Consider the following 25,964-nt stretch of genomic DNA (forward strand, 5'->3'; position numbering starts at 1 on the left):
ATCAACGCTGGCGTTGGGTGTTAGATGGTCTTTCCTGGCCCAAATTAGAAGCCTTCGAAGCAATAAGACCGTGAATTCGTCTCATTCAGGCGGCGTGGCGGCTCGATGACGCAGCATCGGCCCTCTCCAGCAGGCCGACGAGCGCGACGGCAACGGCATCAATCTCCAATTCACTGGTCTCGTAGCCGAAACTGACGCGGATTGCACCGGCGGCGGCATCGATGGCGAGCCCGCCGGCCTGCATTGCGCTGAGGACATGGCTCGGGCCAACCTTGCCGGACGAGCACGCCGAGCCGGACGAAACGGCGAAACCGGCGAGATCGAGCGCGATCTGCGCCGTCTCGGCGCGAAGCCCCGGAGCGGCGATGGCGACGGTGTTCGGCAGACACGTCGCAGCGGCGCCCAAAGTGACGAATCGCAGACCGCTGCGGTTAAGCGCGCCGAGAAGCCGGTCGCGCAACCCTGCCATTCTGGCGGACCCCATAGGCCAACGTCCCTCGACAACCGCCGCCGCCGCGCCGAAACTCGCGATGAGCGGAACGGCCTCCGTGCCACCGCGGTGTCGGCGCTCCTGCCCGCCGCCCGTCAAAAGCGCAAACGGACGCGTGCTGCCGTCGCGCAGCGCATAGGCGCCGATGCCCTTGGCGGCACCAAGCTTGTGGCCGGACACCAACAAGGCATCCGCCAAGGCCGCCGCTTCCGAGAGATCGATGCGGCCCGCCGCCTGCACGACGTCGAGGACGAGAAGAACGCCTGTGCCATCGAGGCGGCGCGCAATGTCCTGCAAGGGCTGGATGACGCCGCTTTCGCTGTTGGCAAGCGTCAGGCTGAGCATTCGGGGGGCGTCGCTCTCGCCGACCCAGGCGTCGAACTCGGCAGGTTTCAGCACGCCAGCCGCATCGACCGGCAGCCGCCGCACCTTGCCCGCATCGAACCGCCCGCCCTCGCGGGTCGCAGGGTGATCGCTGTCGGCGACGGCAAGGCCTGCCAGCTCCAGCGGCGCACCGCCGACCAGCCAGCGGTCGGTCAGACAAGTGTTCGCCGCTTCCGTCGCGCCACTGGTGAAGACGAGGTTTTCGGGCAGGGCGTGCAGCATCCGTGCGACGTTGCGGCGGGCTTCCTCGACGACGGCGCGAGACGCCCGTCCTTCTGTGTGGACCGAAGAGGGATTTCCGGTGATGGAAAGAGCCGACACCAGGGCGTCGCGCGCCTCGGGCAGCAGCGGCGCCGTGGCGTTGTAGTCGAGATAGATGCGCGGGTTTCGAACGGTCATCTCATCCGTGTTGGCGGCTCCGACAGAGCCAACCTATGTCTGCCCGCCGCAAAGCGCAAAAATCTTGAATTCCGACCCCTGAATGGCCTATGTAGCGCCTTCAGTGGAAGCGTGTAGTTTTGAATTGTTCTAAAGTAGAACCTAAAAGGCCGCGTGTTCTTCGTCAAGGCGCGCGCTCCGATCGCGCGTCAGGCTGGATAGGATAAGCATATGCCCGAAGTGATCTTCAACGGTCCGGCAGGTCGTCTCGAAGGCCGGTACCAGGCCGGCAAGGAAAAGAGCGCGCCGATCGCGATCATCCTGCACCCGCATCCCCGTTTTGGCGGGACCATGAACAACCAGATCGTCTACCAGCTGTTCTACATGTTCGTGGAGCGCGGCTTCACGACGCTGCGCTTCAACTTTCGCGGCATCGGCCGCAGCCAGGGCGAGTTCGATCATGGGTCCGGCGAGCTGTCGGATGCGGCGGCAGCGCTCGACTGGGTCCAGTCGCTGCACCCCGATTCAAAGCACTGCTGGGTCGCCGGCTACTCCTTCGGCTCGTGGATCGGCATGCAGCTCCTGATGCGCCGTCCGGAGATCGAGGGCTTCATCTCGATCTCGCCGCAGCCGAACTCCTACGACTTCTCCTTCCTCGCGCCTTGCCCCTCGTCCGGCCTGATCATCCACGGCGACAAGGACCGCGTCGCACCGCCGAAGGACGTCCAGGTGCTGGTCGAGAAGCTGAAGACGCAGAAGGGCATCCTGATCACTCAGAAAATCCTCGCTGGCGCCAACCACTTCTACGGCGAGCATTCGGAAGAGCTGATGGCGGAATGCGCCGACTACCTCGACCGCCGCCTCGCCGGCGAGCTGGTCGACGTGCGCCCCAAGCGCCTGCGTTAGATCAACGCATCTGGATCTGCAGATATGACAAACGGCGTCCCCAGGGGCGCCGTTTTCTATTGAGGCTACTTCTGTTGCGGCTTCGAGACGACGCCACCGGTCGTCGGAGCCCTGCAACCGGTCGTCGTCGGCCAGGTCAGCGGCAGGCCGCGCAATGCCCGAACGGCGAGGAAGGCCCAGGCCTCCGCTTCCATGGCGTCGCCGTCGAAGCCCGCCTCTTCCGCCGAGACGACCCGCGCGCCGGTCCGCGCCGCGCCGTCCGTCAGATCCTGCATGATAACGGGATGGCGCCGCCCGCCGCCGCAGATGATCCATAGTTTTGGCGCTGCCGGGAGATGGTCGGCAGCCTTCAGGATCGCCTCTGCCGCGACGAAACAGAGCGTGCGCGCGACGTCTTCGAGGGTGCCGTCTTCGGAAGTCGGCGCCTCGAAGTCGAAACGGTCGAGCGATTTGGGGGCGAGTCGCTCGAAGAAGGCAGCGCCGAGATAGCGCTCGGCCAGCGGCTGAAGGATCGCCCCACGGGCGGCGATGGCGCCATCCGCATCGAAGGCGATGCCGGCCTCGCGCGCCACCCATTGGTCGAGCAGCGCATTGCCGGGACCGCTATCAAAGGCAATGGGCGCCTCGGCATCGCCGAGCCAGGTGATGTTGGAAATGCCGCCGATGTTGACGAAGGCCACCGGCATCGCCTGCATGGCTGCCGGCAGCGCGCCGGCGAGCGCGGCGTGGTAGGCCGGCACCAGCGGTGCCCCTTGCCCGCCCGCCCGCATGTCGGCCGCGCGCATGTCGCAGACGACGCGGCAGCCGACGGCATCGGCCAGAAGCTGCCCGTCACCGAGTTGCACGGTCAGGGCCTCGGCGGGCCGGTGCAGCACCGTCTGTCCGTGGAAGCCGAAGACGTCGACGCTGCCGAGGTCGATGCCGGTCTCCGCCGAGAAGGCACGGAGGGCCTCCGCGTGGCGCTCGGTGATCTCTCGCTCAAGTGCGGCCAGCGCGCCCGGCCGCTCGTCGCGGTGGGTCATCGTCTTCGCCGTCTCCAGCCCTGCCGCGAGACGACGGCGAAAGCCTTCATCGAAACCATAGGTCCGCGCCGGGCCGCGCTTCGGCGCCGAGACGCCGTCGGTCTCCAGCAAGGCGACGTCGATTCCGTCCATCGAGGTTCCGCTCATCAGGCCGATGGCGCGCAGGGAGGCTCTGTCGGTCAATCCGGTCGCTCGCTCTTTAAATCCACGGGAATGCTGGTAAACCGCAGCCTTCATCGGCCGGATGCGTCCGGCCCCGTCAAGGATCATTCTCCATGTCCGGCTTTAAGTCCGAGTTTATGCGCACGCTGTCCGAGCGCGGCTTCATCCAGCAGACCTCGCATGACGAGGCGCTCGATGCGCTGTTTTCGACCGAGACCGTCAGCGCCTATATCGGCTTCGACCCGACCGCCACCAGCCTGCATGTTGGCTCGCTGATTCAGATCATGATGCTGCACTGGCTGCAGAAGACCGGCCACAAGCCGATCGCGCTGATGGGCGGCGGTACCGGCATGATCGGCGATCCCTCGTTCAAGGACGAGGCTCGCAAGCTGCTGACGCCGGAAGGCATCGAGAGCAATCTTGCCGGCATCCGCCAGGCCTTCGCACCTTACCTCGCTTTCGGCGACGGCCCGACCGACGCGGTCATGGTCAACAATGCCGACTGGCTGCTCGGGCTGAACTATGTCGAGTTCCTGCGCGACGTCGGCCGCCACTTTTCGGTCAACCGCATGCTCGCCTTCGATTCGGTGAAGCTGCGCCTCGACCGCGAGCAGTCGCTTTCCTTCCTCGAATTCAACTACATGATCCTGCAGGCCTACGACTTCGTCGAGCTGAACAAGCGCTACGGCGTGCGGCTGCAGATGGGCGGCTCCGATCAGTGGGGCAACATCATCAACGGCCTCGACCTCGGCCATCGCATGGGCACGCCGCAGCTGTTCGCGCTGACCTCGCCGCTGCTGACGACGTCGTCCGGCGCCAAGATGGGCAAGTCGGCCAATGGCGCGGTCTGGCTCAACGCCGACATGCTGAACCCCTATGAGTTCTGGCAGTACTGGCGCAACACCGAGGATGCCGATGTCGGTCGCTTCCTGAAACTTTACACGACGCTGCCGATGGACGAGATCGCCCGGCTGGAAGCCCTCGGTGGCTCGGAGATCAACGAGGCGAAGAAGCTCCTGGCGAATGCCGTGACGTCGCTGCTGCACGGCGAAGCTGTCGCGCTCGAGGCCGCCGAGACGGCCCGCAAGACCTTCGAGGAAGGCGCGCTCGCCCAGAACCTGCCGACCGTCGAGATTCCGGCGGCCGAGTTCGAGGCCGGCATCGGACTTCTGACGCTTTACGTCCGCGCGGGTCTTGCCGCCAGCAACAGCGAGGTTCGCCGCCATGTCCAGGGCGGCGCCGTGCGCATCAACGACACCGCCGTCGCCGACGAGAAGCGGATCGTCGGGCCTGCCGACCTCGTCGCCGGCGACGTCGTGAAGATCTCGCTCGGCCGCAAGAAGCACGTGCTCATCCGTCCCGTCGGCTGAGCCCTCGGCATCCAGGCGGATGGCCAGGGATGATCGGGGACGACGCCTACTGATAGGCGAAGATGCTGCGGAAGATGCCGGGGGCGATGGCCGAGATCGGGTTCACGGTCAACTTCGGCGAGGCGAACGCCCCGTCAAGGCGATAGGTGATGCCGATCAGGCCGCCCTCATTGCCGTTGCCGAGGATCTGGCCGACCAGCGGGATCGCGCCAAAAATGCGGTTGACGCCGTAGGCCGGCATGAACGAGCCGACGACGTCGACGCGGTTGGCGGAATCATAGACCGTGCCGGAGAAGCTCGAGCCGAAGACCGGGCCGCGGATGATGCCGTTCGAGACGCGCAGCCCGTTCTTGCCATAGTCGATGCCGACCGAGGCGTGGTCAAAATAGGCCCTCTCGGTGCCGAGGTTCTTGCCGACGGCCTGCGAGAGGCTGGCGGCGTTCGGCGCGGGCGAAGTGCCGACGAGGCTCGAGAGCCGCGGCTCGTCCACCAGCGTGAAGTTTTCGGCATTGAGCGTGCCGCGGTAGCCGCTTTCGGTCGAGCCGAGAAGATCGAGCGCGACCTGTCCGCCTTGCATGCGGCCGTAGATGCCGGTGAAGGCGGCGAGCAGGCCGGCATCCGGCGCGCGCAAGGCGATCGACCGGTCGTCGCCGCGCGGCGACATATCGGCGGAAAAGCCGCCGCTTCGGGTCGAACCGGAAATCGACAGGGCCGCAACCTTGCCGCCGCTGCCGGCATAGTTCAGCGAAAAGCCGCCGATGGTCTGGTTGCCGAAGCCCAGGACCTTGTCGAGCGAGATGCCGATGTCGACCTGCTGCTTGCTGGCGGTCGTGGGGTTGGCGGCCTTGGCGCCGAGATTGGCCTTGAGGTCGTTGAGGAAAGGCCGCGCGTCGAAGCGCTTGCCGTCGACGCGGATGCTGAACCCGTTGGCGACCCGCTCGAAGCCGACGTCCACGTCATCGCCCTCGTTGAGCGCGACTTCGCTCAGTTGCGCCTTGCGGATGCCATTCTTGTCCAGGGCGACGTCGCCGGCGGCTGAGAAACCGTCGCCGGTCAGGGACACGTTCTGCAGATCGACACCGTTGTCGCCGGGCACGATATCGAAGGCGAGCGCGGCCGCGACCCCCTTGCCCTTGCGCCAGCCGACCCAGGGCAGCTTCAGCGTCGTCGCCTTGAGGTTAAAACTGCCTCTCATCGGCGAATCGCCATCTCGCAGCAGCTTTCCCTCGATCGGGCCGTCGACGATCTCGGCCAGCTGCGGCGACAGTTTCCGCGTCTCGTCATCGCCCAGCGAAACGCTGACCTCGAGAAGCCTTTTCGCTTCCGACGTCGGACCGAAAGGCTGGGTGAAGGCGATCCGGGACGGAATGTCGTCGACCTTGCCTTCCAGCTCGCCGGTGGCAGCACCCGGCCGAATATCGACCGAACCCGTCATGCCACCAATCTTGCGACCTTCGAAGGGGACTGAAAGGCCGGTATCGGTGAGGGAAACGGCAACGTTCCAGGCGCCGAACTGCCGGTCCTTCGGCACGTCGTCGCCGAGGATGAACGGCAGGCTGACGGTAGCGGTCGCCTTGCCCGTCGCTTCCGTCGCCTTGAATGGCAGGCTGCGCAGCGCGTCGAGCGGCTTGCGGGAGGCGATCTCGAGGAGATCCGGGACGTCGCCGCTGACAGCGAGGTCGACCTGGCCGTCGATGTCCTGCAGCGCCGGCTCCGCGGCGCGCAGGAACGCGATGCTGCTGGGCGCGATGACGACGTTCGGCAGACCGTCGACCTTGGCATCGGCGACGGAAATCTGCGTATCGCCGCCGGAGGTGTGGATCGTGCCCTTGGCGTCCGTCAGGCGCGGCAAGTCGCCGACGGTGAGTGCACTCGCCCCCTCCACGGCAAAGGCGAGGTCCATCTCCGCGGGCGTCGGGTGACTGCCGGGCTTGAAGGCCGGACCGAGACGATCGCGGCGGAGGTCGAGGGCGATGGTGCCGCTCGGCACGGTGCCCTCGTCGCCGAGATGGCTGAGCACCCAGCGGCGGGTGTTGACGGCGAGGTTGAAGGGCCAGAACGCCTTGATGTTCGCGGCCGGGAGGTCGGTGGCCGCCAGTTTCAGTTCCGTGCGCGCGTCCGGCGTGCCCAAGCGCAGCGCCGCGTTTCCGCTGAGGGTGCCGCCGCCGGTCTCCAGCGCGAATTTCGACAGCACGGCCTCGTTCGCCGCGATGTTGTTGCGCCCCTCGATTAGCAGGCTGCCGTCCAGCGTCTTGCCGGCGGTCGCACCGACCGACGAGGTCATGTCCCGCGTCTGCAGGGAGAAGCCGAAACCGTTGAACTCGTTGGTGATCGGACGGTCGTACAGCGCCACCGCGCGCCCCTCGAGGCCCATCGACATGCCGTCGAAGGCGACATGGGTGTCGGCGACCTCGATCGATTCCTCGCCTTCGACATAGCGGAGCTTGGCCTTCACCTTCTCGATCTTGGTGTGGCCACGACCGGCCTGAAGATCGCCGGCACCGAGATCGAGCGAGAGGGTCGCGACCCGCGCATCGTCCTCGTTGCGGGTGTTGACATCCAGCGCGACGGTAAGAGGTGCCTCGATGCCGATCGGGCGCATGTCGAGCGTGTCGCTCTCCGGTGCGGCCGGCAGCAGATCGCCGAGCGCCACGGGGCCGGCCGACAGCTGCAGCGACTGCAAGCGGGCGCTCTTGGCGTCGTAGTCGGCGCGCCCCGTCACCGGCACCGACATGCCGCGCACCCGGAGATCGGCGGTGGCGGTCAGGGCCCGGTTGTTCGAAAGCTGGAAATTGCCGCGCTCGAGCCGCCCGGTGATCGTGTCGCCCTCGGTCCCCAGCGGCACGATGACCTCGATGTCGCCGAGGACGATGCGCTCGATGCCGACCCGCTGCAGGGTGCCGAGCTGCTTTTCGATCACCTGCATAGCACGCGCGGAGCGTTTCGGCAGCGTCGGCACCGGCGCCGTCGCGGCGAACTGAGCGCCGACGCCCGGGCGGGTTGCCCCGAGCATCGAGCGGAAGCCGGTCAGGTCGATCCGGCTGCCGCGAACCTCGATCGTCTTGAACAGGACGCGACCGGTCAGGAGCGGCAGGATCCGCAGGCCGACCTTGACCGAATCGACGCGCGCCCGTGGCAGGCCGGTGCGCATCAGACGGATGTCAGACCATTCCAAGGCAAGATTGCCGTCGTCGGCAAAGCCGATACGCTGGTCGCCGAACTGGGCGGAGAGGTCGGCACCCAGCACATCGGCGACCACAGCCTCGGTCTGTCGCCGAATCAGGTCCTGTCCCCGATCGGTCCCGAGCGCCAGGAAGACGAAGCTGCCGACCAGGACACCGAACGTCATGCCGGTGCTGAGAACCGCGCAGGAGATGCGACCGAGGCGTCTCAAACGCGAGTTCCGCTGACATCAGGGCGATCGCCGTTGATCGCGCCAAGCGGTGTCAGTGTCTTCGTCATGCGTTCGAACCACCCAAGGCTACCGCCATCGCGAATCGCCACCCCACAGCAGCACACACATCCTTGCCACGCGAAGCTCACTCCGACATGACCTCGGCAAACAATACACCGGCATCGACGCCCGCGCCGCCGGTCGCCAAATGGCGGCCACGGCTCTAGGCTGAGGTCGGCGACTGCGGTATTGCCGCGCGACCCATCACAATCCAATTGGCCGAAAGGATGGCATCTTGTCCAAGCTCAGCATCGGAACGCCCTGCCCCGACTTCCAGCTGCCCGATCACGCCGGTGCACCGGTCGCGCTGGCCGATCTGAAAGGCAAACCCTTCGTCCTCTTCTTCTATCCGAAGGACGACACCTCCGGCTGCACCCAGGAGGCCATCGACTTCACCAGCCTGCAGAATGATTTCGCGGCAGCGGGTGTCGAGGTGATCGGCGTGTCCCCCGATCCGGTGAAGAAGCATGCCAAGTTCCGTGACAAGCACGATCTCGGCGTCCGACTGTTGTCGGACGAGGGAAAGGTGCTGCTCGAGGCCTTCGGCGTCTGGGTGACAAAGAGCATGTACGGAAAGTCCTACCTGGGCGTCGAGCGCACTACGGCGCTGGTCGACGCGTCCGGCACCATCGTCGGACTCTGGCCGAAGGTAAAAGTGCCCGGTCACGCTCAGGAGGTTCTGTCGGCCGCCCGCGCCCTGTCGGCCTGATCAATTTTCGGCCGGGCTTTCGGAGAGATCATCTCTTCGCTCTCAACGTGTTACGTCTCAATTCTCCAGCCTGAGATGAAGTGGCTGCGCGCGACCGGTCAGGCTTTGTTAACCCTAACAAGGTCTACTCCGACAGGACGCGGCTTGGTGAGCCGCTCCTGATCGGGACCCATCATGACTTCGGCTCAGCTGCAGAATACCTTTGGCCAGCAGAAGCAACCGCACACCGTCATCATCGCGCGGGGCGAGAAGGTCCGGCATTTCACGGTGTCCGCACGGTTGGTCGGCATGTCCGGCGCCCTCGCCATGGCCCTCTTCATCGGCTGTGCCTCGACCGCTTGCTACCTGCTGCTGGAAAACGACCTCCGTTCGTCGGCCAGCGATACCCAACTGAAGCTCCAGCAATCCTACGAGGAGCGGATTGCATCCCTCCGCTCCCAGCTCGATCGCGTTGTCAGCCGCCAGATGCTCGACCAGCAGATCGTCGAGAGCAAGGTCGATGCGCTGATCGGACAGCAGGTCGAGCTTTCCGCACGCTACGACAAGCTGCAGCCATTGCTCGACCGCGCCCGCGACAGCGGGTTACTGCCCGCGCCAGTGCCGGTGCCCCAGCCGAAGCCTTCGACTGCCGAGGCTGCCTCCCCTCCGCCGGCAGCCGAAACGAAGCCGCTGGCCTTTCTCGGGTCCACGCCGAACGCCGCCCTCGCCCGCTTCGATCTCGTCGATGGCTCCGCCGGCGCAGGGCCGTGGCTCCGGCGCGATGCAGCCGTTCAGGCGCCCAAGCCTGCCCCCGGCATTGCGCACGACCTGATCCGCAAGATCGGCAAGTCGATCGACAGCGTTCAGGATACCCAGATCGCCGATCTCACCACGCTGGCCGAGAAGGCACGCGGCAAGGCGGGCGACATCGCCTCGGTGCTGCGCTCGGAAGGCATCGCCGTCCCGGACCTGACGACCTTTGCTGGCGGCGAAGGCGGTCCCTTCGTTGCCGCCCCGACCGACCAGCTGTTCGATGCAAGCTTCCAGGAACTCGACCGCGCGCTCACCGAATTGCAGCTCCTGAAGCAGCGCACGACAAGATTGCCGCTCGCTTCGCCCGTCGCGTCGAAGCTGATCAGCTCGGCCTTCGGCGTGCGCAGCGACCCGTTCCTCGGCGAAGCGGCCATGCACACCGGCATCGACTTCGTGGCCGAGAGCGGCTCGGCGGTGGATGCGGCCGCGGCGGGAACCGTCACGGAAGCCGGCTCCAACGGCGGCTACGGGAACATGGTCGAGATCGACCATGGCGGCGGCATGGTGACGCGCTACGGCCACCTGTCGAGCATTGCTGTCGGTGTTGGCGACAAGGTCTTGGCCGGCACCATCGTCGGCCGTGTCGGTTCGACCGGCCGCAGCACCGGGCCGCATCTCCACTACGAGGTCCGGCGCGACGGCAGCCCGATCGATCCCTCGCGCTTTCTGCGCGCCGGACGCAAGCTCGACGCGGTCACCTGAACGAAAAAGGCCGGCTGCAGTGATCTGCAGCCGGCCTATGGCCGAAAGGTTTTCGTCGCGACCTCAGTCGACGTCGGCGACATCCACGCTGCCACCATGGACGCGGTGCGCGAGCGCCGCTTCCATGAACTCGTCGATTTCGCCGTCGAGCACGTCCTGCGGGGCCGTGCTCTGCACGCCGGTCCGGAGGTCCTTGACCATCTGATAGGGCTGCAGGACGTAGGACCGGATCTGGTGGCCCCAGCCGATGTCGGTCTTCGACGCGGCCTCCTTGTTCGCGACCTCTTCACGGCGCTGAAGTTCGGCCTCGTAGAGGCGCGCCCTCAGCATGTCCCAGGCCGTCGCGCGGTTCTTGTGCTGCGAGCGCTCGTTCTGGCACTGCACCACGATGCCGCTCGGCATATGGGTGATACGCACGGCCGAATCGGTCGTGTTCACGTGCTGCCCGCCCGAGCCTGAGGCGCGGTAGGTGTCGATCCGGCAATCCGACTCGTTGATCTCGACGTCGATGGTGTCGTCGACGACCGGATAGACCCAGACCGACGCGAACGAGGTATGGCGCTTGGCCTGACTGTCAAAAGGCGAGATGCGGACCAGACGGTGGACGCCCGATTCTGTCTTCATCCAGCCATAGGCGTTGTGCCCCTTGAACATCACCGTCGCCGACTTGATGCCCGCCTCTTCGCCGGAATGCTGCTCCAGCAGCTCGACCTTCATGCCCGCGCGCTCGGCCCAGCGCATGTACATGCGCAGGAGCATCGACGCCCAGTCCTGGCTCTCGGTGCCGCCGGCGCCGGAGTGGACTTCGACATAGGTGTCGAACTTGTCGGCTTCGCCCGACAGCAGCATCTCGATCTGCCGCTTGTCGGTATCGGCCTTGATGGCCCGAATGGAGGATTCGGCTTCGTCGATGATCGCGGAGTCGTCCTCCTCCTCGCCCATGGCGATGAGGTCGATGTTGTCCTGCAGGCCCTGCTCGATCTTGTTGATGCCGTCGATCGAGGACTCGATGTACTGACGCTCGCGCATTAGCTTCTGCGCCTCGGCGGCATCGTTCCAGAAGTTAGGGTTCTCGGACTGCGCGTTGAGGACTTCTAGGCGCTTAAGGGAAGCGTCCCAGTCAAAGATGCCTCCTCAGCAGGCTTATGGCCTGCTTGATGTCGGAGGTCATGGTTTCGAACTCGGCACGCATGCCGCTACCCCGCTGCTTGGGATGGAAAGGATGGCGGCGGGTATAGGACCCGGGTCGGCAGCTGTAAAGCAGCGGACCCTTCGCCTTGCCGCCGTAACGCGGTGGTTCCGACGGTCAGAAAAGACCGCCGGCCCCACCCTGGACGATGGCGTCCTGCGTCTGCTGCGAGACCGGGGCCGGCGCCGAGCCATAGGCCATCTCGTCGTCGCCGATCACCTGGTAGCTGTCGGACGGGCCGGTGCCCGGCTTGAAGGCCTCGACGATCGTCCCCTCGCCCTTGGCGGCCATGCCGGTCTTCCGGTTGATCGAGATCAGCGTCATGCCTTCCGGCACGCGGAAGTTGGCGACCGGCTTGCCCGCCAGCGCCTGCTTCATGAAATCGGTGAACACGGGAGCGGCCAGTCCGCTGCCGGTCTGGCCCTTGCCGAGCGGCTGCGGGTTGTCGTAGCCGAGGTAGACGCCCGTCACGAGGTCCGGCGTGTATCCGACAAACCAGGCATCCTTCTCGTCATTGGTCGTTCCGGTCTTGCCGGCGACCGGCACGCCAAGTGCCTTGACGCTGGTCGCGGTGCCGCGCTGGACGACGCCTTCCATCATCGAGGTGATCTGGTAGGCGGTCATCGGATCGAGCACCTGCTCGCGGTTGTCGACGAGCTCCGGCTCCGCCTGATCCTGCCAGGTCTGCGCGTTGCAGGTCTCGCAGCCCCGGTTGTCATGCTTGTAGATGGTGCGGCCGTAACGGTCCTGCACGCGGTCGATCAGCGAGGGCTCGATCGAGCGGCCGCCATTGGCCATGACCGAATAGGCCGAGACCATCCGCATCACGGTGGTCTCGCCCGAGCCGAGCGCCATCGGCAGGTACTGGCCCATCTTGTCGTAGACGCCGAAGCGCTCGGCATACTCGGCCACGAGCTTCATGCCCATGTCCTTGGCGAGACGCACCGTCATCAGGTTTCGGCTGTGCTCGATGCCCGAGCGCAATGTCGAGGGACCCGCTGATTCGCCGCCGTAGTTCTTGGGCGTCCAGATGTTGCCGTTGCCGTCGGGGATCGAGATCGGGCCGTCCATGATCACCGAGGCCGGCGTGTAGAAATTGTCCAGCGCCGCCGAGTAGACGATCGGCTTGAACGACGAGCCGGGCTGGCGGTAGGCCTGGGTGGCGCGGTTGAACTCGGACTGCGCGTAGGAGAAGCCGCCGACCATGGCGAGCACGCGGCCCGTGTGCGGATCCATCGAGATGAGGCCGCCCTGGATCTTCGGCGGCTGGCGCAGCCGGTAGCCCTCGCCTTCGGCCTTCTTCTCGACGAACACCACGTCGCCGCGCTTCAGCACCTGGTCGGCCGAGCGGACCGACAAAGTCTTGCCGGCAGTGTTCATTCGCAGCGCCCACTTCATGTCGGCGAGCGCCAGCGTGCCGAGGTCGCGGTCCTGACCGGGTGCACCGGACAGAGCGCGGGTCGACTGCAGGCCGAGGCTGACGCTGTCGGGCTCGGCCGACAGCACGACCGCCAGGCGCCATTCCGGCACGTCGGAGAAGGCCGGCACGGCGCCGAGCGGCTTCACCCAGTCGCCTTCGATATCGATGCTGGTGACGGGACCACGGTAGCCGCGGGCTTCGTCATAGCGCAGCAGCGCGCGCTGCAGGGCGCCGCGGGCCTCGACCTGGAGCACGGGATCGAGCGTCGACCGGACGGAAAGGCCGCCCTCGTAGAGCGCCTTTACGCCGTAGCGCTGGATGACCTCGCGGCGGACTTCCTCGGTGAAATATTCGCCGGCGAAGAGATAGGTGCCGGTACGCTTGGGGTTGATGCCGAGCGGCTTGCCGCGGGCTTCCGCGCCCTCGGCGTGCGTGATGACGCCGTTTGCTTCCATCTGGTCGATTACCCAGTTGCGGCGCTCGAGCGCGCGGTCGGGGTGGCGGAACGGGTCGTAATTGCTAGGAGCTTTTGGCAAAGCGGCGAGATAGGCCGCCTCCTGGATCTCCAGTTCGTTCACCGACTTGTCGAAGTAGGCGAGCGAAGCTGCGGCAACGCCGTAGGATCCGAGGCCGAGATAGATCTCGTTGAGGTAGAGCTCGAGAATGCGGTCCTTGGAATAGGCCTGCTCGATGCGCAGCGACAGGATGGCTTCCTTCACCTTGCGCTCGATCGACTGCTCGTTGGTGAGGAGGAAGTTCTTCGCCACCTGCTGGGTGATGGTCGAGCCGCCTTGGCGGGGGCCGCCCTTGGCGAACATCAGCACGGCGCGCCCGAGACCCTGGATGTCGATGCCGGGATGCTCGTAGAAGTTCTTGTCCTCGGCGGCGAGATAGGCGTTCTTCAGACGGTCGGGGATCGCCTGGATCGGCAGGAACAGCCGGCGCTCCTTGGCGTATTCGGCCATCAGCGAGCCATCGGACGCCTGGAAGCGCGTGGTGACCTTCGGCTCGTAGGCGGCCAGCACCTGATAGTCTGGCAGGTCCTCGCTCATGTTCTGGACGTAGAGCGCGACACCCGCGGCCACGATCAGGAACATCACCGTGCCGATCCCGAAGAAATAGCCGAGCAGTCTGATCATCTGAGCTCCGTCCCCGCGCACGGACCGATCCGCCTTGCCGCTGGGCTCCTACGTTTCGGGCAAAGGCCCGTCGAGCCCTCGGGCCCCGTTTCACCCGCTATAGCTGGTATGGCGACCGTCGTCCTGCGGATGCTCTCGAAATACGGCAAGCGCATGACCCATAAGGGGTTCCGACGCCGACTTGACGCGGCAGTGTGGCAGCGATCCCACAGCTCCGCGTCAGTCGCGCGCCGCCTTGTCGCTTGGCTGCTTCAGCCGGAAGAAGTCCGCCACGGCGCTGCCGACGGCGTCGGCGGTATCCTTGCGCCAGGACTCGTCGACCAGGAGCTTCTCGTCGTCGATGTTGGAGAGGTAGCCGATCTCGACGAGCACCGAAGGCACGTCCGGCGCCATCAGCACCTTGAAGCCAGCCGAGCGCTTGGGATTGCGGATCAGCCGAATCTTGTGGCGGCCGAGTTCCTGCACCAGCCCCGCGGCAAAATGCTCGGAAAAGCTGTCGGTCTCGCGCCGCATGAGCTCGATCAGGATGTCGAAGACCTCCGGCTCGTTCTTCTGCCATTCCGGATTGACGAAGCGGTCGGAGGAGTTCTCGCTCTCTGCGACTTCGCTCGACAAAGCGTCCGAGGCGCGGCCCGACAGCGTGTAGACGGTGGCGCCGCGAATGTCGGCATAGCGGATCGAATCAGCGTGCATCGAGATGAAGAGGTTCGCCTTGGCGCGGCGGGCAATCGCCGAGCGCTCGCCGAGCGAGATGAAGCGGTCGTCCTCACGGGTCATGATGACCTTGAGGTGACCTTCAGACTTCAGGCGGTCGCGCAAAGCGAGGGCGAAGAGGAGGTTGATGTCCTTTTCGAGGGTTCCGTTCCGGCCGCGTGCGCCGGTGTCGATGCCGCCATGGCCGGGATCGATCACCACCGTCACATCGTCGTCTGGAGCACTCGACGCGACGGGAACGGGGTCCGGGCCGTGGCCGACCGGCTGGGTCGCCACGGCCTTTGCAAAACTCTTCGCATCGCTCTGCGTCAAGGCGAGGCTGAGGATGGTGTGACCGTCCTTCATCTCGAACGACGCCTTTGGCAGGGCCGGCTGCTTCAGCGTCAGGATAATACGGAAACGGTCGGACGCGACGAGGCCCTGTCGCATCTCCGAGACCAGCGCATTCTTCTCGACCTCGACCGGTTCGAGCGCCGAGACCGTGTCGAACAGGTCGATCGCAACCCGGTTGGGGTTGCGCAGCAGGATCAGCTTGGAGCGCGGTGTCCCGCGAAGATCGAGCGTCGCGGTGAAGCCTTTGGGCGAGACGGCCTGGCGGAGGCCGACAAGGACGCTGTCGCCCGCCTCCCCTCCCACCGACGCCGCCGATTGCGCGTGCGCCCGGCCGCTGAAGACGGCTGCGACAAGGAGGAGCATCGCCCCGCAGATCAGAAGGAGGCGCCGATGGTGGAGAAGACTTGCCTGGTGCATGGCATCCCGAGAAAGGCGATTTCGCCGCAACACCCCGTATTCTCCTTGCGCGAAACCGGAGAAGCGGTGGGTTAAACGGTCTGGAGCAAGCCGGTGCAGGGCTTTACACTTGTTTCTCCGCCTCGCGCATCATAAAAGCAGAAGTGAGGCCGGGAAGACTCACACACCTTTGAAAGCTCCCGTCCACGACACGCAAGGGCCGCGGAACAATGTTCTGGCCCGCGAGCCGGTCGAGGTCGCCCCCATGGGTCGAGATCAGAGCGTGGCGATCGTGAGACGGTGAATTCCAAGGTTTCCCAACCTCGAAGATGTTTTTCGTCCGTCGGATTTTCCCCGGACATCTGTCTTTCACCGTTCATCCGGGCCGAAATTAGGTTCGCCTGAACGCCATATCCATCGGTCGCCACGTTGGTGGCCAGTCATTTGTTGCAGGTCGCCTCGTAGTGTCGCCAGCCTCCATCGGAATATTGACGCCATCGACTGAGCCCCCTCAGGCTCGGCTCCGGCTGTCCCGTGCAGAGCACCGCCGCTATCGAGCGCCCTCAGCGGACGCGCCTTCCCCCGCATCGTACTCGGCGCATGACGCCGGCATGCGCGCCAGGGCGGATGTCCGGGAGCACCTTCGCCATGCCAAACAAGATGCTGATCGACGCGTCTCATCCAGAAGAGACGCGGGTCGTCGTCGTCCGGGGTAGCCGGATCGAAGAATTCGATTTTGAATCCGAACACAAGAAGCAGATCAAGGGCAACATCTACCTCGCCAAGGTAACGCGCGTCGAACCGTCCCTGCAGGCGGCTTTTGTGGAATACGGCGGCAACCGCCACGGCTTCCTCGCCTTCAGCGAGATCCACCCCGACTACTACCAAATCCCCGTCGCCGACCGTCAGGCGTTGATGGAAGACGAGATCGCCCGCGTTCGCGAGGAAGAAGAGGACGAGGAACGCAAACTCGCCGCCCCCCGCCGCAACCCGCGCCGCCCGGGCGGCGGCAAGTCGATCCGGTCTGCCGAAGCCTCCGACCGTGACACCGTCTCCGAATCGCTGTCGTCCGACGAGGCCAGCGAGGGCGATGACGCGCAGGAGCTTTCCCACGACGAGCATGAGGCGCCCGAGCTGATTGGTGACGATCAGGACGGTTTCGAGGACACCTCGGATGAGGGCACCGAGGGTGAAACGGAAGTCTCCGCCAGCGGCCAGAAGCGCCAGCGCCGTTCGCGCTCGCGCCGCGGTTCGTCGAACGCCGAAGAGGCGCCCTCCTCCGACGATGATGAGGAAATCGTCGACGAGATCGGCGCCGAAGATGCGATGGAGGAAGTCCCCGTCCGTCAGCCGCGCGTGCCGCGCAAGCAGTACAAGATCCAGGAAGTCATCAAGCGCCGGCAGATCCTGCTCGTGCAGGTCGTCAAGGAAGAGCGCGGCAACAAGGGCGCGGCGCTCACCACCTACCTGTCGCTCGCCGGACGTTATTCCGTGCTGATGCCGAACACCGCCCGGGGCGGCGGCATCTCGCGCAAGATCACCAACATGGCCGACCGCAAGCGGCTGAAGGAAGTGGCGCGCGAGCTGGACGTGCCGAAGGGCATGGGCATCATCCTGCGCACCGCCGGCGCCATGCGCACCAAGGCCGAGGTCAAGCGCGACTACGAGTACCTGATGCGGCTGTGGGAGACCGTGCGGAGCCTCACCCTCGCCTCCGCAGCGCCGACTCTCGTCTACGAGGAAGGCAGCCTGATCAAGCGGTCGATCCGCGATCTCTACAACAAGGATATCGACCAGGTTCTCGTCGCCGGTGAAGCCGGCTACCGCGAGGCCAAGGACTTCATGCGCATGCTGATGCCCGGCCAGTCCAAGGTCGTGCAGCCCTACCGCGACACCATGCCGATCTTTGCCCGCGGCGGCATCGAGGCACAGCTCGACCGCATGCTGCAGCCGCATGTCACGCTGAAGTCCGGCGGCTACATCATCATCAACCAGACCGAGGCGCTGGTCGCCATCGACGTCAACTCCGGCCGCTCGACGCGCGAGCATTCGGTCGAGGACACCGCCTACCAGACCAATCTCGAGGCAGCCGAGGAAGTGGCGCGCCAGCTGCGCCTGCGCGATCTCGCCGGCCTCATCGTCATCGACTTCATCGACATGGACGAGAAGCGCAACAACCGCGCCGTCGAGAAGAAGATGAAGGACTGCCTGAAGGACGACCGCGCCCGCATCCAGGTCGGCCGCATCTCGCATTTCGGCCTGATGGAGATGAGCCGCCAGCGCATCCGCGCCAGCGTTCTAGAGTCGACCACGCGGGTCTGCCCGACCTGCGACGGCGTCGGCCACATCCGCTCCAACTCGTCGCTGGCGCTGCACGTCGTGCGCGCGATCGAGGAGCATGTGCAGAAGCAGTCGACGCACGACATCATCGTCAAGGTGCCGACCGCGACGGCGCTCTACGTTCTCAACGAGAAGCGCCGCACGATCGAGGAACTGGAGGCGATGCACGGCCTCCGTATCACCATCGAGGCCGACGATTCGCACGGGCACCAGCACGTCGCGATCGAGCACGGCGCCGAAGCGGTCCGCCGCGAGCCGCAGCCGCCGATTCTCAGCCCCGTCGCCTTCCCGGAATATGACGACGAAGACGACGTCGAGCCGGAGATCGCCGACGAGGCCGAGGCGCTTGCTGTCGCGGATGAATCGGAGGTCGAGGCGTTCGACGAAAAGGGCGATGACGCCGGCGGCGACAAAGGTGACGATCAGCGGCGCCGCAAGCGCCGGCGCCGGCGCCGGCGTGGCGGCTCGGACGACCAGACGTCCGAGGACGGCCAAGAGGCCGGGGACGGCTTCGAAGTGTCGGGCTCCGACGCGGACGTCGCCGAAAGCGAGACATCGGCCGAGCCAGAGAGCGAAGGCGATGAGGCCGTCGCTGGCGAGATCGGCACCGACGAGGGTGACGACGAGGCGGCACGGGCGCGCAAGCGTCGGCGTCGCGGCCGTCGGGGGGGCCGCAAGAATCGCGATGGCGAGGAGACGGTGACGGCCGAGGGCGAGTCCCAGGACGTCGACGCCACCGAGGACGCGCCATCAGACGCGGCCGTCCCGGTCTCGGCCTTCGAAGAGCCGGCAGCCGCTGTGCACGAGGATGCCGCCCCGGCGGGTTCCTACATCGTCGAGGCGCTCGCCGCGGAAACGCACGCCGAGAGCCCGGCGGAGGTCTACGTCCAGCCGGAGCCGGCGGCATTCGAGCCGGCAGCAGAAGTCGCGCACGCCGCGGCCGATGCCGCACCGGTCGCGACCGAGACGCCGCCCCCGGCGCCGACGGCCGTCGTCGCTGAAGAGAGCCGGCCTGCCGAAGCACCTGTTGGGGCAAGCCAGCCGTCCGAGCCTGCGGCAGACGAGACCGGCGAGGCGAAGCCGAAGCGCACCGGCTGGTGGTCGCGCGGCTTCTTCTAGAAGCCACCACGATCCAGAATGCGAAAAGGGCGGGGATTTCCCCGCCCTTTTTCTTTGAACTGCGTCTTGTCGGCGTATGGGATCAGGCGGACGGCAAGTGCTGGCGCAGTCGATCCAGCGCCGTGACCAGCGAAGGCGTGTCGCAGGCATAGGACAGCCGGACGAAACGCTCACCGCGGCGCGGATCGAAGTCGATGCCTGGCGTGATCGCCACATGGCAGCGCTCGAGGATCTCGCGGGCAAAAGCGGTCGACGATGAAAAGCCCTCGGGGATCGCCGCATAGGCGTAGAAGGCGCCGTCGATCGGCGCGATGTCGCGAAAGCCGAGGGCCGGCAGTGCCGTCATCAGGAGATCGCGGTTCTGCTCGTAGGTGTGGCGCACGGCGACGAGCTCGGCGGTCGCGTCCATCGCCGCCATCGCCGCCACCTGCGAGAGCTCCGGCGCGGAGATGTAGAGGCTCTGCCCGATCCGCTCACTCGGACGAACCAGCGGCTCCGGCAGCACCAGCCAGCCGATCCGCCAACCGGTCATGCAGTAGAATTTCGAGAAGGAATTGACGACGATCGGGCTCGTCGAAAACTCCAGCGCCGTCGCCTCGCCCGCACCGTAGACCAGTCCATGGTAGATCTCGTCCGAAATGAAGCGCAGCCGCGCCTGGTCGGCGAACTCGACGAGGCGCCGCAGCTCGTCTCTCGGGGTTACCGTGCCGGTGGGGTTGGCCGGGCTGGCGATCAGGACGCCATGCAGCGGCGCGCGGGCATGCTCGGCCGCCAGGCGATCGGCGGTCAGGATATAGCCGTCGTCGGCATCGACCTCGATCTCCACAGGCACCAGGCCGAGCGCCTTCAAGATATTGCGGTAGGCGGGATAGCCGGGGGCGGCGACCGCGACGCGCTCGCCCAGGTCGAAGGCGGCGAGGAAAGCGAGATTGAAACCGGCCGACGAGCCGGTGGTGATCATGATCCGCTCGATGGGAACGTCGACGCCGTGCGCCTCGGTGTAGTAGCGCGCGATCCGGCGGCGAAGGTCCTGACGGCCGAGCGCGTCGGTATAGGCGATGCGGCCGTGGTCGAGCATCGCCCGGGCGGCGGCGAGCGCTGCCTGAGGCGCGGGCGCCGCCGGTTGCCCGACGGCGAGCGAGATGACGCTCTGGCCGCGGGCGATCATCCGGTTTGCCTCGGCGAGGATGTCCATGGCATGGAACGGCTCCACCGCCGAACGCGCGGAGCCGCGGAGGCGGCGATCTTCCTGCATTGTGATGTCCCTCGGACTTGTCCCTTGGCCGGTCACCCGGCGATGATGCGGCCTAGACGGTTTGGCGCGCCGCGTCGACGGCAGCGCCGCCACGCCAAGCGAGCGATGTTAGGGCGGCGCGACCGGATTTTTCGAACTGGCTCTGCGCGAGCCTCATATTCGCCGAAATGGATGTGTCCAGAGGCCTGATGCCGCTGGGGAACATAGGGTTAGCTGGACCGCCGATGACCGATCGCCTCCCCCGCCGCCTGATGTCGCTGCTTCTGGCAGCCGCCGTAGCCGTCCTGCCGCTTCCGGCCATGGCCGCCCGCTCGCCCGGCCCCAACGTGCCGGTCATCCGGGACGCCGAGATCGAGGGCCTCATCGAGGACTACACAAGACCCTTGCTGAAGGCTGCCGGCCTGTCGAGGGCGGGGATCGAGGTCGTCCTGGTCAACAACATGCAGTTCAACGCCTTCGTGTCGGGGCGGCGGATCTTCGTCAACACGGGCACGATCCTTGGCTCGGACCGCCCGAACGAGTTGATCGGCGTAATCGCGCATGAGATCGGCCATCTCGCAGGCGGTCACCAGCAGCGTCTGCGCCAGCAGATGGAACAGGCGCAGCGTATCGCGATGATCGCAAGTCTCGTCGGCATGGGCGTTGCCGCGGCCGGTGCGGTCGCCGGCGACTCCAACGTCGCGCGGGCCGGCACCGGCATTCTCTCCGGCGGCGGCGCGGCGGCGGTCAACGGTTTGCGGGCCTATCAGCGGTCGGAGGAAATCACCGCGGACGGTTCTGCGCTGGTCTATCTCGAGAAGACCGGCCAGTCCGGCCGCGGGCTGATCGAGAGCTTCGAGGGCCTCGAGCGCAGCAACCTTCTGTCCGGCGTCTCGCCGAACCGCTACATCACCTCGCACCCCGCCCCCCGCGACCGCATCTCGCGGCTGGAGGCTGAGGCGAAGCAAAGCCCCTTCTACGAGAAGGCCGACAGTCCCGCGCTGCAGCTGCGGCACGACCTCGCCCGGGCCAAGATTGCCGCCTATGCCGATGGCGCCAATTCGGTGCGCCGTCTCTTCCGCAAGGACCCGCGCGGCCTGCCCGCAACCTACGGCGACGCCATCGCCGCCCACCTCGACGACGCGCCGGCGGTGGCCTTGCAGAAGATCGATCAACTGATCGCCAAGCAGCCGAACAGCCCTTGGTTTCACGAGATGCGCGGCGAGATTCTTCTGGAGGCCGGGCGCGGCAAGGAAGCCGCCGCCGCCTTCTCCAAGGCGGTCAAGCTCGACGGCACCAATTCCGGCATGCTGCAGGCCTCCGTCGGCAAGGCCATGGTGACGACCGGCGACCCCGCCGAGATGAAGAAGGCGATCGGCCTCATCAAACGCGGGCTCGAGGCCGATCCGTCGAATTCGGATGCCTATCGTTTTCTTGCCATGGCCTATGGCCGCACCGGCGAAGAGCCGCTGGCCGAGCTTGCCACGGCCGAAGGCTACTGGCATGCCGGTTCGACATTGCAGGCGCGGATCTTCGCCGCGCGTGCCCAGATGAAGCTGAAGCCGAAATCCCCCGCCTGGCTGCAGGCGCAGGACATCATCGACAGCAAGTGAGTCTTGCCCGCCTCGCGCGGGACATCCGGAAGGAAGACACGTGATCCGCACATACCTCTTCGGCGCCGCGCTTCTGGCCGTGACGGCGGCTGCCACGCCGCCGGCGCTGGCCTTCAACGACGCCGAGAAGACCGACATCGAGGGGATTGTCCGCGATTACCTCATCCGCAATCCCGAGGTGCTGCTGGAGGCGATGGACGCGCTGCAGGCCAAGCGCGCCGCGGAGGACCAGGTGGCCCAGAAGGGCGCCATCGCCGGGGCCGGATCCAGCCTCTACGCCTCGCCGGAAGGAACTGTCCTTGGCAATCCGAGCGGCGACGTCACCGTCGTCGAGTTCTTCGATTACAATTGCGGCTACTGCAAGCATGCGCTTGGCGACATGGAGACGCTGGTCGAGAACGATCCGAAGCTGCGCTTCGTGCTGAAGGAAATCCCGGTGCTCGGCGAGCAGTCTGTCGCGGCGAGCCATGTCAGCACCGCCTTCCGTCACCTAGCCCCCGCCAAGTACGGAGACTTCCACAAGAAGCTCCTGGCCTCCAAGGGCATTGCCGATGCCGACCGCGCGATCGCCGTCGCGGCCGACTTCGGCGTCGCGGAGCCGGCGCTGCGCGAGGCGATGAAGTCACCGGAGGTGACCGAGGTGCTGGCCGACAACGAGCGGCTTGCTGGTCTTCTGAAGATCAGCGGCACGCCTTCCTATGTCATCGGCAACGAGGTCGTGCCGGGTGCCATCGGTGCGGACGGGCTGGCCGCCAAGATCGCCAGCGTCCGGGAGTGCGGCAAGACAAGCTGCTGAACCGCCATTGCTCCTGCACGGTTTCGGCTTTTCGAAGTCTCTCGCGCAGTCTATACCCTGCCGACTCCAGAGGTGACGTATGGCTCGCCGTGCTCTACCTCGTCTGAAGAATGCCGCAAGACCTTCTCGACCGGAATGGTCGGCACGACACCCAACCATGGCCCCGGCCAGATCATTCCCCATGCGGCCGATGGGCCACCTGCAGCCGCTGATGAAACTGCGGCATGAAGTTCGGAAAGAAAACCATGTCGAATGAAGACAACATCGTCGACCGCGGCCTCGTGCGCGAACTCGCCGACATCCTGAAGGACACCGATCTCACCGAGATCGAGGTCGAACAGGGCACGCTGCGCATCCGCGTCTCGCGTCAGAAGGAATTCTCCGGCAACTACATGCCGCAGATGCAGATGCAGCCCTATGCCGGGCAGATGCCGATGCAGGAGGTCGGCGTTCCGTCGGCACCGGTCAGCATGGCGTCGAGCGGACCCGAGGCCGGCAGCGTTCCCTCGCCGATGGTCGGCACCATCTATCTCGCCTCCGGCCCGGACGCCAAACCCTTCATCGAGGTCGGGCAGACGGTGGTCGAGGGCGAGACGCTTCTCATCATCGAAGCAATGAAGACGATGAACCAGATCCCCGCCCCGCGCGCCGGCAAGATCAAGAAGATCCTCGTCGACAACGCCCAGCCGGTGGAATACGGCGAAGCTCTCGTCGTCATCGGCTGAGACGGAGAGACTTTTCATGTTCAAGAAAATCCTGATCGCCAATCGCGGCGAGATCGCCCTGCGGGTGCTGCGCGCCTGTAAGGAACTCGGCATCCCGACCGTCGCCGTTCATTCCACCGCCGACAATGCCGCCATGCACGTGCGCCTTGCCGACGAAAGCGTCTGCATCGGCCCGCCGCCCTCGCGCGACAGCTACTTGAACATTCCCCAGATCCTCGCCGCTTGCGAGATCACCGGCGCCGATGCCGTTCATCCCGGCTACGGCTTCCTGTCCGAGAACTCGCGTTTCGCCGACATTCTCGACGCTCACAAGATCACCTTTATCGGACCGACCGCCGATCACATCCGGATCATGGGCGACAAGATCGAAGCCAAGCGCACCGCCAAGCGTCTCGGCATTCCGGTCGTCCCCGGCTCGCCCGGTGCCGTCACCGACGATGGCGAGGCGGCCCGGATCGCCAAGGAAATCGGTTTCCCGGTCATCGTCAAGGCGTCTGCCGGCGGCGGCGGCCGCGGCATGAAGGTCGCCCGCACTGCAGAGGATCTCTCGCTGGCGCTCGCCACCGCGCGGACCGAAGCGGGTTCAGCTTTCGGCGACGATGCCGTCTACATCGAAAAATATCTCGAGAAGCCGCGCCATATCGAAGTGCAGGTGTTCGGCGACGGCGCCGGCAATGCCATCCATCTCGGCGAGCGCGACTGCTCGCTGCAGCGGCGCCACCAGAAGGTCTGGGAGGAGGCACGTTCGCCCGCCCTCACCGACGAGCAGCGCAACCGCATCGGCATGATCTGCGCCGAGGCGATGGCCAAGCTCTCCTATCGCGGCGCCGGCACGATCGAGTTCCTGTACGAGAACGGCGAGTTCTACTTCATCGAGATGAACACCCGCCTGCAGGTCGAGCACCCCGTGACCGAGGCGATCACCGGCCTCGATCTCGTGCACGAGCAAATCCGCGTCGCCGCCGGACTCGGCCTGTCGCTGAAGCAGTCGGAGATCGTCTTCTCCGGACACGCAATCGAGTGCCGGATCAATGCCGAAGATCCGAAGACCTTCGCGCCTTCGCCGGGCACGATCACCCATTACCACACGCCCGGCGGCCTCGGCGTGCGCGTCGACAGCGGCATCTACCAGGGCTATTCGATCCCGCCCTTCTACGACAGCCTGATCGGCAAGCTGATCGTCTCCGGCCGCACCCGGCAGGAGTGCATGATGCGGCTGCGCCGGGCGCTCGACGAGATCGTCGTCGATGGCGTCAAGACGACGCTGCCGCTGTTCCGCGACCTCGTCGACAATGCCGACATCGCCGCCGGCGACTACGACATCCATTGGCTGGAGAAGTATCTGGCCGGCGACAAGCCGGCCTGACGGCGGACATGGCCAGACGGGGCAACCAACGCTTCGAGATCACCCCGGCGATCCTTTTGAAGGCCTATGCCTGCGGGATCTTCCCGATGGCCGAGACGGCGGACGACCCGGCGATGTTCTGGGTCGATCCGACCGAGCGCGGCATCTTGCCGCTCGATGGCTTCCACATCCCGCGAAGCCTCCGGAAGACGATCCGCCAGGGTCTTTTCGAAATGCGCGTCAACACGGCTTTCGCGGCCGTGCTCGACGGGTGCGCCGAACCCGCGCCGGACCGCAAGCAGACCTGGATCAATGCCGAGATCCGCGAACTCTATCTGTCGCTGTTCCGAGAGGGCCATGCCCATTCGGTAGAGGCCTGGTACGAGGGCCATCTCGTCGGCGGTCTCTACGGGGTCAGCCTCGGGGCAGCGTTCTTCGGGGAAAGCATGTTCTCGCGCAAGACCGATGCCTCGAAGGTATCGCTCGCCTACCTCGTCGACCGGCTGCGGCGCGGTGGCTATCGCCTGCTCGACACGCAGTTCATCACAGGGCACCTCGCGCAGTTTGGCGCCATCGAGATTTCGCGGGACGACTATCACCTGCTGCTCGAACAGGCGATCCAGCGGACCGCGACGTTTCAGCCGGCGGGCGCCGGCACCGTCGAGTCGGTCTTGCAGCCTTTCAGCCAGACGTCATAGACCGGGTGCTCGACGGCGTTGAGGCCGGGCGAGTCGGAGAACATCCACCCGGTGAAGATGCGGCGGATTTCGCGGTCGAGGGTGATCTCGTCGACTTCGACGAAGGAGTCCGTTTTCTGCGTCTCGCTGATCGGGCTGGTGTAGCAGACCCGCGGGGTCACCTGCAGCGCGCCGAACTGAACGGTCTCGTCTATATAGACGTCGAAGCTGGTGATGCGGCCGGTGATCTTGTCGATGCCGGAGAACTCCGCGACCTTGTTCTTGATGCGGTCGACCTTGGGCGCCGGCGCCGGGACACCCTCGACGGGCGCATCGGGCTGCGGCGCGGTGAGCGGCTCGCCCGCGGGCGGCAGGTCCTCGGCGGGGGCATCGAGCGGCGGCAAATCGTACTGCTGCACATCCTCCTGCGCCATGACGGTGCCGGCGGTCAGCATGGCCGCCAGCATGGGAACGAGGAGTCGCTTCATCGAATGTTTTCCTGCGGCGTTCGCCGATGCCCGAAGGCCCCTGCCCGGATTGGCCGTGCGGACGGCT

General features: G+C 65.9%; 18 protein-coding genes. 10 read left to right on the plus strand and 8 right to left on the minus strand.

All coding sequences use genetic code 11. The annotated features are described in order from the left end of the window. Positions 1-85: 85 nt before the first annotated feature. Positions 86-1,273 (minus strand): cysteine desulfurase family protein, encoded by a 1,188-nt coding sequence (locus ACZLZY_RS10415; protein WP_472933473.1) that lies wholly within the window; start codon positions 1,271-1,273, stop codon positions 86-88. Positions 1,274-1,483: 210 nt separating this feature from the next. Here ACZLZY_RS10415 and ACZLZY_RS10420 point away from each other — a divergent pair, with 210 nt between their 5' ends. Further along, positions 1,484-2,158: an alpha/beta hydrolase gene (locus ACZLZY_RS10420; protein WP_472933474.1), complete on the plus strand. Its 675-nt coding sequence runs from the start codon at positions 1,484-1,486 to the stop codon at positions 2,156-2,158. Between the two features lie 65 nt (positions 2,159-2,223). Here the strand turns inward: ACZLZY_RS10420 and ACZLZY_RS10425 are convergent, their stop codons facing one another. Next, on the minus strand, positions 2,224-3,363 hold the full coding sequence (locus tag ACZLZY_RS10425) for an anhydro-N-acetylmuramic acid kinase (protein WP_472933475.1): 1,140 nt from the start codon (positions 3,361-3,363) through the stop codon (positions 2,224-2,226). A 92-nt stretch (positions 3,364-3,455) separates the two neighbouring features. Between ACZLZY_RS10425 and tyrS the strand changes: the two genes are divergently transcribed. Next, on the plus strand, positions 3,456-4,712 hold the full coding sequence (gene tyrS, locus ACZLZY_RS10430) for a tyrosine--tRNA ligase (protein WP_472933476.1): 1,257 nt from the start codon (positions 3,456-3,458) through the stop codon (positions 4,710-4,712). Positions 4,713-4,758: 46 nt separating this feature from the next. Here the strand turns inward: tyrS and ACZLZY_RS10435 are convergent, their stop codons facing one another. Beyond that, the gene (locus tag ACZLZY_RS10435) at positions 4,759-8,106 is read right to left on the minus strand and encodes an AsmA family protein (RefSeq protein ID WP_472933477.1); all 3,348 of its coding nucleotides are present in this window, start codon (positions 8,104-8,106) and stop codon (positions 4,759-4,761) included. 295 nt (positions 8,107-8,401) lie between these two features. On the opposite strand from ACZLZY_RS10435, the gene ACZLZY_RS10440 reads away from it, so the two are divergent. After that, positions 8,402-8,875 carry a peroxiredoxin gene (locus tag ACZLZY_RS10440; protein WP_472933478.1) on the plus strand — a complete coding sequence of 158 codons (474 nt, stop codon included), beginning with the start codon at positions 8,402-8,404 and terminating at the stop codon, positions 8,873-8,875. Positions 8,876-9,049: 174 nt separating this feature from the next. Next, positions 9,050-10,369, plus strand: a complete 1,320-nt coding sequence (locus tag ACZLZY_RS10445; protein ID WP_472933479.1) for a M23 family metallopeptidase — start codon at positions 9,050-9,052, stop codon at positions 10,367-10,369. A gap of 63 nt (positions 10,370-10,432) precedes the next feature. Here ACZLZY_RS10445 and prfB read toward each other — a convergent pair. The 3 genes from prfB to ACZLZY_RS10460 form a co-directional block, all read right to left on the minus strand. Further along, positions 10,433-11,561, minus strand: a protein-coding gene (gene prfB, locus ACZLZY_RS10450; RefSeq protein ID WP_472933480.1) for a peptide chain release factor 2 whose coding sequence is annotated in 2 segments (ribosomal slippage) — positions 10,433-11,491 and positions 11,493-11,561 — 1,128 coding nt in all. Because the reading frame shifts where the segments join, the coding sequence is not laid out codon by codon here. 114 nt (positions 11,562-11,675) lie between these two features. Beyond that, positions 11,676-14,117, minus strand: coding sequence for a penicillin-binding protein 1A (locus ACZLZY_RS10455; protein ID WP_472933481.1), 2,442 nt, complete (start codon positions 14,115-14,117; stop codon positions 11,676-11,678). A 219-nt stretch (positions 14,118-14,336) separates the two neighbouring features. After that, on the minus strand, positions 14,337-15,581 hold the full coding sequence (locus tag ACZLZY_RS10460) for an N-acetylmuramoyl-L-alanine amidase (protein WP_472933482.1): 1,245 nt from the start codon (positions 15,579-15,581) through the stop codon (positions 14,337-14,339). Positions 15,582-16,208: 627 nt separating this feature from the next. On the opposite strand from ACZLZY_RS10460, the gene ACZLZY_RS10465 reads away from it, so the two are divergent. Continuing rightward, entirely contained in the window at positions 16,209-19,019 is a 2,811-nt protein-coding gene (locus ACZLZY_RS10465; protein WP_472933483.1) for an Rne/Rng family ribonuclease, read from the plus strand. Positions 19,020-19,101: 82 nt separating this feature from the next. Here ACZLZY_RS10465 and ACZLZY_RS10470 read toward each other — a convergent pair whose 3' ends face one another. After that, on the minus strand, positions 19,102-20,274 hold the full coding sequence (locus ACZLZY_RS10470) for a pyridoxal phosphate-dependent aminotransferase (protein ID WP_472933484.1): 1,173 nt from the start codon (positions 20,272-20,274) through the stop codon (positions 19,102-19,104). Positions 20,275-20,498: 224 nt separating this feature from the next. Between ACZLZY_RS10470 and ACZLZY_RS10475 the strand changes: the two genes are divergently transcribed. From ACZLZY_RS10475 to aat, 5 genes are all read left to right on the plus strand, one after another. After that, positions 20,499-21,866, plus strand: coding sequence for a M48 family metalloprotease (locus ACZLZY_RS10475; protein ID WP_472933485.1), 1,368 nt, complete (start codon positions 20,499-20,501; stop codon positions 21,864-21,866). Between the two features lie 40 nt (positions 21,867-21,906). Beyond that, complete coding sequence (locus tag ACZLZY_RS10480; protein ID WP_472933486.1) at positions 21,907-22,662, plus strand: DsbA family protein; 756 nt, start codon at positions 21,907-21,909, stop codon at positions 22,660-22,662. 245 nt (positions 22,663-22,907) lie between these two features. Further along, a complete protein-coding gene (gene accB / locus ACZLZY_RS10485) occupies positions 22,908-23,387 on the plus strand; it encodes an acetyl-CoA carboxylase biotin carboxyl carrier protein (protein ID WP_472933487.1) in 480 nt (159 codons plus the stop codon). A 16-nt stretch (positions 23,388-23,403) separates the two neighbouring features. After that, positions 23,404-24,753 (plus strand): acetyl-CoA carboxylase biotin carboxylase subunit, encoded by a 1,350-nt coding sequence (gene accC / locus ACZLZY_RS10490; protein WP_472933488.1) that lies wholly within the window; start codon positions 23,404-23,406, stop codon positions 24,751-24,753. An 8-nt stretch (positions 24,754-24,761) separates the two neighbouring features. Beyond that, positions 24,762-25,430, plus strand: coding sequence for a leucyl/phenylalanyl-tRNA--protein transferase (aat, locus tag ACZLZY_RS10495; RefSeq protein ID WP_472933489.1), 669 nt, complete (start codon positions 24,762-24,764; stop codon positions 25,428-25,430). On the opposite strand, the gene ACZLZY_RS10500 is transcribed toward aat, so the two are convergent. Continuing rightward, positions 25,370-25,897, minus strand: a complete 528-nt coding sequence (locus ACZLZY_RS10500; RefSeq protein WP_472933490.1) for a DUF2155 domain-containing protein — start codon at positions 25,895-25,897, stop codon at positions 25,370-25,372. The two genes, aat and ACZLZY_RS10500, sit on opposite strands and share 61 nt — an antisense overlap. Between the last annotated feature and the right edge of the window lie 67 nt (positions 25,898-25,964).

The sequence above is a fragment of the Mesocryomonas lacus genome, assembly GCF_055730135.2.

Coding starts and splice junctions, on each gene's coding strand:
- ACZLZY_RS10415 (WP_472933473.1), bottom strand. CDS start 1,273: ATGACCGTTCGAAACCCGCGCATCTATCTCGACTACAACGCCACGGCG.
- ACZLZY_RS10420 (WP_472933474.1), top strand. CDS start 1,484: ATGCCCGAAGTGATCTTCAACGGTCCGGCAGGTCGTCTCGAAGGCCGG.
- tyrS (WP_472933476.1), top strand. CDS start 3,456: ATGTCCGGCTTTAAGTCCGAGTTTATGCGCACGCTGTCCGAGCGCGGC.
- ACZLZY_RS10445 (WP_472933479.1), top strand. CDS start 9,050: ATGACTTCGGCTCAGCTGCAGAATACCTTTGGCCAGCAGAAGCAACCG.
- ACZLZY_RS10455 (WP_472933481.1), bottom strand. CDS start 14,117: ATGATCAGACTGCTCGGCTATTTCTTCGGGATCGGCACGGTGATGTTC.
- ACZLZY_RS10460 (WP_472933482.1), bottom strand. CDS start 15,581: ATGCACCAGGCAAGTCTTCTCCACCATCGGCGCCTCCTTCTGATCTGC.
- ACZLZY_RS10465 (WP_472933483.1), top strand. CDS start 16,209: ATGCCAAACAAGATGCTGATCGACGCGTCTCATCCAGAAGAGACGCGG.
- ACZLZY_RS10470 (WP_472933484.1), bottom strand. CDS start 20,274: ATGCAGGAAGATCGCCGCCTCCGCGGCTCCGCGCGTTCGGCGGTGGAG.
- ACZLZY_RS10475 (WP_472933485.1), top strand. CDS start 20,499: ATGACCGATCGCCTCCCCCGCCGCCTGATGTCGCTGCTTCTGGCAGCC.
- accB (WP_472933487.1), top strand. CDS start 22,908: ATGTCGAATGAAGACAACATCGTCGACCGCGGCCTCGTGCGCGAACTC.
- accC (WP_472933488.1), top strand. CDS start 23,404: ATGTTCAAGAAAATCCTGATCGCCAATCGCGGCGAGATCGCCCTGCGG.
- aat (WP_472933489.1), top strand. CDS start 24,762: ATGGCCAGACGGGGCAACCAACGCTTCGAGATCACCCCGGCGATCCTT.
- ACZLZY_RS10500 (WP_472933490.1), bottom strand. CDS start 25,897: ATGAAGCGACTCCTCGTTCCCATGCTGGCGGCCATGCTGACCGCCGGC.